The sequence below is a fragment of the Curtobacterium sp. Csp2 genome (genome assembly GCF_013347165.1).
In genome coordinates, this window is the sequence record NZ_CP054593.1 from 156,387 (window position 1) to 163,005 (window position 6,619).

8 protein-coding genes are annotated in these 6,619 nt (G+C 70.5%); 4 read left to right on the plus strand and 4 right to left on the minus strand.

Features of this window, described 5'->3' with window-relative positions:
* Positions 1-411 precede the first annotated feature (411 nt).
* Positions 412-1,635 (plus strand): sodium:proton exchanger, encoded by a 1,224-nt coding sequence (locus HUN59_RS00745; RefSeq protein WP_082687765.1) that lies wholly within the window; start codon positions 412-414, stop codon positions 1,633-1,635.
* A gap of 206 nt (positions 1,636-1,841) precedes the next feature.
* On the opposite strand, the gene HUN59_RS00750 is transcribed toward HUN59_RS00745, so the two are convergent.
* Complete coding sequence (locus HUN59_RS00750) at positions 1,842-2,111, minus strand: MFS transporter (protein WP_174777214.1); 270 nt, start codon at positions 2,109-2,111, stop codon at positions 1,842-1,844.
* Here HUN59_RS00750 and HUN59_RS00755 point away from each other — a divergent pair.
* A complete protein-coding gene (locus HUN59_RS00755) occupies positions 2,110-2,412 on the plus strand; it encodes a GrpB family protein (RefSeq protein WP_141859565.1) in 303 nt (100 codons plus the stop codon). The genes HUN59_RS00750 and HUN59_RS00755 overlap by 2 nt on opposite strands.
* Positions 2,413-2,415: 3 nt before the next feature.
* Here the strand turns inward: HUN59_RS00755 and HUN59_RS00760 are convergent, their stop codons facing one another.
* Both HUN59_RS00760 and HUN59_RS00765 read right to left on the minus strand, forming a co-directional pair.
* Positions 2,416-3,156 (minus strand): GAF and ANTAR domain-containing protein, encoded by a 741-nt coding sequence (locus HUN59_RS00760; protein WP_174777215.1) that lies wholly within the window; start codon positions 3,154-3,156, stop codon positions 2,416-2,418.
* Entirely contained in the window at positions 3,153-3,830 is a 678-nt protein-coding gene (locus HUN59_RS00765; RefSeq protein ID WP_174777216.1) for a GAF and ANTAR domain-containing protein, read from the minus strand. Before HUN59_RS00765 ends, HUN59_RS00760 begins: the two co-directional genes overlap by 4 nt.
* A 238-nt stretch (positions 3,831-4,068) precedes the next feature.
* Here HUN59_RS00765 and HUN59_RS00770 point away from each other — a divergent pair, with 238 nt between their 5' ends.
* Positions 4,069-4,287 carry a hypothetical protein gene (locus tag HUN59_RS00770; RefSeq protein ID WP_141859559.1) on the plus strand — a complete coding sequence of 73 codons (219 nt, stop codon included), beginning with the start codon at positions 4,069-4,071 and terminating at the stop codon, positions 4,285-4,287.
* Positions 4,284-5,279 (plus strand): helix-turn-helix transcriptional regulator, encoded by a 996-nt coding sequence (locus HUN59_RS00775; RefSeq protein WP_141859557.1) that lies wholly within the window; start codon positions 4,284-4,286, stop codon positions 5,277-5,279. Before HUN59_RS00770 ends, HUN59_RS00775 begins: the two co-directional genes overlap by 4 nt.
* A gap of 533 nt (positions 5,280-5,812) precedes the next feature.
* Here HUN59_RS00775 and HUN59_RS00780 read toward each other — a convergent pair.
* Positions 5,813-6,619, minus strand: an 807-nt coding sequence (locus HUN59_RS00780; protein ID WP_302690947.1) for an alpha-L-arabinofuranosidase C-terminal domain-containing protein, incomplete at its 5' end; no start/stop codon positions are given.

Below are 6,619 nucleotides of genomic sequence, written 5' to 3' on the forward strand. Positions count from 1 at the left end.
CCGCCGACTGGTGTGCCCCGCGGGCAACAGCGTCGCTGACCGATGGTCCTTCGGGCGCATCTCTGACTCGGGTCAGGACAGGCTTCATTCACCCGTCGGTTGACGGGGCCATCGGGCCGCCACGCTCTCGGATTCGGCGTGCCGAAATATTGCATAGTGGCGGTTCGGTGCGCATCATCGGTACTGAAGGGGAGTAGCTCCCACAGTCCTCCGGGGCGATGCGGCGGATGTCGACATACTGGCGGTCACGATGACCAGCCCGGCACCCCACCCCGATCAGGGGCGAGCGAGACCTTCGGCCATCAGTCGACGGCCGAAGCTCCTCTCCGAGGCGGTTCGGTTGCGGCTCAGACCGAAAGCATCACCATGCCCCGTACTGCTTGGGCTCGAATCGCCCTCTGCCTTGCCTTCATGGCACCAGGCGTCGTGTTCCGAATCACCGGGTTCGCACCGAGCCCCGTGGTCGACTTGTTCATCTTCGGCGGCGCAGTCGTCGCCGCGTCGTTCCTGCTCGCGTGGGCCGCGGAAGCAGCACAGCTCGACATCTCCGGCCCCCTCGCGATCGCGATCCTCGCGCTGATCGCTGTGCTGCCCGAGTACGCGGTCGACCTTTACTATGCGTTCCGGTCTGGCTACGACCCCTCATACGAGCAGTTCGCGGCCGCGAACATGCTCGGCTCGAACCGGCTGCTGCTGGGTTTTGGGTGGCCGCTGGTCGTGTTCGTCGCGATCATCGTCGCCGCCCGCTCGCTGCGTGCCGGGAAACCCGACACTGGGGACGCGCGTATCGAGGGGCGCAGTGCGTTCCTGCAGCTCAACCGTGGTGTCCGCACCGAGATCGGCTTCCTGGTACTCCTCGCCGTGGTCGCGTTCCTGATCCCCATTCTCGGGATCATCCCGATGTGGTTCGGCCTGATCCTGATCCTCGTGTTCGTGGCCTACCTCTGGCGAGCCGGGCAGGCCGAACAGGACGAGGACGAAGAACTCGTCGGCATGGCCGCCAACATCGGCGCGCTCCCCCGCCGCCGCCGCCGCATCACAGTCGTGGCGATGTTCGTCATCGCCGCGGCAGTCATCCTCGCCTCCGCGGAACCGTTCGCAACCGCCCTGGTCGACAGCGGCAGCAAGCTCGGCATCGACAGCTTCTTCCTCGTACAGTGGCTCGCCCCGCTCTCGTCGGAGGCGCCGGAGTTCATCGTCGCGATCCTGTTCGCCCTCCGCGGCAACGGTGCGGCGGCGATCGGAACGCTGATCGCATCAAAGGTGAACCAGTGGTCACTGCTAGTCGGTTCCCTCCCGATCGCGCACGCCGTTGGCGGCGGCGGGTTCGACGTCGTCCTCGACGCCCGTCAGACGGAAGAGTTCGTGTTGACCGCGTCACAGACGCTGATGGGCGTCGCCATCATCATCGGGCTCCGATTCCACCGATGGGCCGCGATCGCGCTGATTGCCCTGTTCGCCATACAGTTCGCGATCACCGGCACGACCGGCCGGTACATCCTATCCGCCGCGCACCTCCTTATCGCTCTCGTCGTGTTCTGGACCCAGCGGCACCACATCCTGCCAACCCTTGCCGCCCCATTCCGTAGACCCGTCAGCGACTCCGACGAGCCTGATCGAGTACCGGCCATCTAGCACTAACGCACGCGGACGATGAAGGCCCCGGATCATGTGATCCGCGGGCCTTCATCGTCACTGCGTCTCAGAGCGCGACGGTCTCGAACTCGAGGAGCTCGGCGCCCGTGCCGGTGGGGAACGACGTGACGAAGAAGCGTATCAATAGCCGATCGGCTATCGAGACGGTGCTTGGCCGGACTCGGTTAGGTCCGGCCAAGCGCCTCTCACGCGTCGACGTCAGTCAGCTCGGCAACTTGCACTCGTTGCGGCAGGCGTTGTACTGCTTCGCGCCAGGCCCACGCGGCAGCGACGAACACGCATGTAGCGATGAGCCACAGCAGCCACGGCGTTCGTGAGTCCAACAGGCCCAGGGTGAGCGGGAACAACGCCATGCCGATTGAGCTCGCGGTCTGGAACACCCCGATCGCTCGACCGCGAATTCGCGGGTGCGGAGCTTCGGCCATAACCGCGTTCGCCGCGGGCAGGTAGATCATGTCCGAGCCGCTCCTGGCAGCCGGCTACGAGCTGCGCGTCCGCGAGCCCGGGCACCGGCTCGTCCGGACCCCGGAGCGGGACGTGCACGTCCACGTGTACGAGCACGGCGCGCCCGCGCTCGACGCGTACCTGCTGCTCCGGGACCACCTCCGCCGGGACGCCGCGGACCGCCAGCGCTACGAGGACGTCAAGCGGACACTGATGACCCGCAGCTGGGACGACATGAACGCGTACGCCGACGCCAAGACCGAGGTGATCGAGGCGATCAAGGACCGCGCCCGGGCGGCACGGACCCGGTGATCGTCAGCGGCGGGTGTCCGCCGACTCCGGTTGCGCGAGGTCCAGCCGTCGCTCGGTCACGGCACGGGCGACGTCCTGCAGCAGCAGCCCGTGCGACCGGGCGTGCGCACGCAGCATCGCGAACGCGGCGTCGAGGTCGACGCGGTGCGTGTGCGCCAGGAAGCCCTTGGCCTGCTCGATCGCGATCCGGCTGTCCAACGCCTGCTGCAGCTGCTGCTGCGTCCGGGCGGCCTGGTCCGCGTCGCGCTGCTGCAGGATGCTGATCGTCGCCACGTCCGTCAGCGCCCGCGCCGCCACCGCGTCCTGCTCGTTGAGGCGCCCCGGCTCGGTGCGGAACAGGTTCATCGAGCCGAGCACGGCCTCCCGACTGCGCAGCGGTACCGAGTGCACCGAGGCGAACCCGGCGCGTTCCGACTCCTCGGCGAACCGTGCCCACCGGCGGCGCATGTCCTCGCGGTCCGCGACCCAGACGGTCCGACCGGTCTCGTAGGACTCGACGCACGGTCCCTCACCGGCCTCGAGCTGCAGGATGCCGAGCAGGGCGCTCGCCTCGCTCGTCGAGACCACGACCTCGAGCTCCTGCTGCTGGTTCGCGAGCATGATGCCGACCGCGTCGACGTCGAACAGCTCCTGGATGTCGTCGATCAGCGTCTGCAGCATCTCGACCACGTCGTAGTCGCCGACGAGCGTGCCCGTCGCCGTGAGGAAGGCGTCGATGAGCCGGCGCTCTCGGTCCTCGGTCATGGCGTGTTCCTTCCCGGTGCGTCCGTTCCCGACGGATCACCGAAGTCGATCTCGCGTTCGAGGACCCGCGCGGACACCTGCAGGACACTCTGCCCGCTCGCGAAGGCGGACGCCCGGAGGAGCAGCAGCGCGTCGTCCGGGGTGGTCCCCGTCTGCGCGGCGACCATGCCGGCAGCCTGGTGGACCTCGCGGCGGGACCACGGTCCCGAGGACCACTCCCCCGGTCGTTCGTCGACCGCCCGCTGCAGGCCGCGCGCGAGGACGAGCCGGGCGGTGCGCCCCGCGAGTCCCTCGATGCCCGACGCGTCCGCCGTGGTGATCGTCGAACCGAGGGTGGCGTAGAGGCCGACGGTCCCGACCGTGAGGGTGCCGACGTGCATCGGGAAGGCGTACACCGCGCCGGTCCCGGCCGCGCGGAGCGCCGCCAGCGCGGTGGGCCACTCGTCCGGACCGGCGGCGCCGAGCTCGGGACGGAGCACCGGGTGCCGGTCCCGGACCGCCTGCCAGATCGGCCCCTCGCCCAGGTCGAGCTGGATCTCGTCGAGCCGCGCGGCGAACGCGTTGCTCGCTGCCACGGTCTCGGCACCGAGCGGGGACGCCAGCGTGGAGATCGCCACACCGTCGACCGGGAGCACCGTGTACGGAGCGGCGAGGTCGTCAGCGGTGTGCATCACCCCGTCGGTCCTCTCGTCGCACGTCGGTCGGTCGCCCCACGGTAGCGACCGACCCCCGGACCTCGCCACGCGCCGCCCGGAGGACGACGTCGGCCGCGCAACCTGGATCGTCCGCCCGGTCACGGAGCCCGAACTGTCGACACGTCGAGCGCCCGTGTCCTACGGTGGCGACGAGCAGCCCCAGACCCCGGCAGCCGGAACGTCCACACGTCCTCCGAGCCATGCAGGGGTGGTCCAGATGATGCACACCGCGACCGACGTCCTCGGCCGCGGGCCGAAGACCCGCACGACCTACGCACCGCCGATCCGGCCCGATGCGCTACCGGTGACGGCGGCCGAGTGGCGACGGCGGGCCGGTCTCGCCGATCCGTCCGCACTCGCCGCCGTGGTGCGGCTCCGGGCCGCCGGCTCCGGCTCCGAGCCCTCGTACGCCGACTTCTTCGAGGCGACACGATGACCGCCGTCGACGCCGGAGCACGTCCCGTCCCGGCGGACGGGACGCCCACACCCCACGCTGTCCGGCTCGAGGCCGCCGGGACGCAGCCGGAGGGCGTCGTCCACGAGGTCGGGGGCCTGTACGGCGGCCGGGGCTGGTCCGCCCACGCCACCGAGCAGCCGTTCACCTACCGCTACACCGCGGTCGGCGACGCCGCCGTCACCCTCCGACGGTCCCGGATCACCGGGGCCATCCGCGGCGCGATCCCGCACACCGACGACTACGTCGTGCAGTGGCTCACCGAGGGGACGGGGGTGCCGGACGTCCGCCAGGACGGCGTCCCGATGCGCATCGGCACGCCGATGCTGTTCCCGAGCGACCGCGAGTTCGTGTTCGCGTACGAGGACTACGACCAGCGGCTCGTGCACCTGTCCCGCGACCTCGTGCACGAGGTGTCCGCGGAGCGGTTCCACACCGGGCAGGTGACGGACCTCGCGCTCGACCACCTCCGCGAGCTCGACGCCGAGGCCGTCGCGCGCTGGCGCCGGCAGATGACGCTCCTCGCGCAGGAGCTCCGGCACGGCGTCGGAACGCTCCTCTGGCACACGCTCACGCGAGAGGCCGCCTCGGCCTTCCTCGACCTGTACCCCCCGGCGGCGCCCGAGCTGCCGGCGGTCGTGCTCCTGCCCCGGAAGGCCCGTCTGCGGGCAGCGGTGGAGTTCGTGCACGAGCACCTCAACCGTCCGCTCTCCGTCGCCGACATCGCGGACGCCGCCGGCCTCAGCATCCGCGCGGTGCAGGAGGCGTTCCAGCGGGACCTCGACACGACCCCGATGAACTACGTGCGCCGCGTCCGTCTCGAGCGGGTGCGCATCGAACTCCGACGGTCGGACCCGGCGACGACGAGCGTGCAGGAGGTCGCCCGGCGGTGGGGCTTCGCACACCTCGGCCGGTTCGCGGGCGAGTACCTCCGCGCGGTCGGCGAGTACCCGCGACAGACGCTGCGGCGGTGACGGCGGTGACCGCGACCCGGTCGGTCGCGGTCACCGGGGCGACCTGACCCGAACAGGCACCGATCCCGCGTCACGGGGGCCTGATCCACCACCGCAACGCTGCCGTGCTCCGAGGATGACCGGACCGACGGCAGACGTCAACAGGCGGTCACCGGACCCTTCGCCCTGCGGACGAACCGCGCTCGGGACCGGCGTCCTCCGGCGGGGTCCAGGTCGCCATCGACGCGACGAAGTCGTCCAGGAACGGCCCGAGCGGTCCCGCTCCATCCGGCTCCGCCGTCCCCGTCATGCCCCGCACTGTAGGCACGTCCGCCGTGTGCGCGGGGCCCGGTGCGGGGACCGGACAACGCCACGGGAGGATCGTGGCGGCCCCGCCACGATCCTCCCGTCCGTCCCGTGCCGGATCGCGAGCCGACCGACGGACAGCGGGAGGGCGCCGACCCGCTCACGCGGACCGACGCCCTCCCGTGCTCACTCGACGCTCACCGTGGCGCTCGCCGAGGCGCTCGACCGCCGGCCGCAGCCGGCGGAGCTCAGCCGATCGACACCGCGGTCCAGGAGACCGGCGGCAGCTCGATGGTGATCGTGTCGCCGTCGCGACGGACCGTGTCGTTCGTCCGCAGTCCGACGCGCTCGCGGTTCCCGAGGTCGTTGACGGCGTGCACGTCGTCGTCCCAGACGCCCTCGGCACGGACGTCATCGTCGACCTGCAGGCCGGCCAGGTCGATCGTGACCGTGGTGGTCTCGGTCTGGTGGCGGTTCACGAGGAACACCGCCGCCTTGCCGTCCTCGACCGTGGCGGCCGAGTCGACGACCGGGACCTCGCCGTACTTGCCGCCGTCGACGGTGTCGCCCGAGGCCTTGACCTGCAGCGACGTGCCGTTCGCCAGGCGCGACGTGAGCGAGAACGGGAAGAACGTGGTCTGGCGCCAGGCCGGCCCGCCGGGCTCGGTCATGATCGGGCCGATCACGTTGACGAGCTGCGCGAGGCTCGCCGACGCGACGCGGTCGGCGTGGCGGAGCAGCGTGATGAGGAGACCGCCGACGACGACCGCGTCCGCGACGGTGTAGACGTCCTCGAGGAGGCGCGGCGCGACCGGCCAGTCCTGCAGCTCGAACGTCTTCTGCTGCTCGTTCCACTTGCTGAGCGACCAGACGTTCCACTCGTCGAACGAGATGTCGATCCGCTTGTCGGACTTCTTGTGCGCCTTGACGTGGTCGGCCGCGGTCGTCACGGTGTCGATGAAGTGGTCCATGTTCACGCCGGAGGCCAGGAACGAGGACAGGTCGCCCTCTTCCTCGTAGTACGCGTGGGCCGAGATGTAGTCGACGTCGTCGTA

Coding starts and splice junctions, on each gene's coding strand:
- HUN59_RS00745 (WP_082687765.1), top strand. CDS start 412: ATGGCACCAGGCGTCGTGTTCCGAATCACCGGGTTCGCACCGAGCCCC.
- HUN59_RS00755 (WP_141859565.1), top strand. CDS start 2,110: ATGTCCGAGCCGCTCCTGGCAGCCGGCTACGAGCTGCGCGTCCGCGAG.
- HUN59_RS00750 (WP_174777214.1), bottom strand. CDS start 2,111: ATGATCTACCTGCCCGCGGCGAACGCGGTTATGGCCGAAGCTCCGCAC.
- HUN59_RS00760 (WP_174777215.1), bottom strand. CDS start 3,156: ATGACCGAGGACCGAGAGCGCCGGCTCATCGACGCCTTCCTCACGGCG.
- HUN59_RS00770 (WP_141859559.1), top strand. CDS start 4,069: ATGATGCACACCGCGACCGACGTCCTCGGCCGCGGGCCGAAGACCCGC.
- HUN59_RS00775 (WP_141859557.1), top strand. CDS start 4,284: ATGACCGCCGTCGACGCCGGAGCACGTCCCGTCCCGGCGGACGGGACG.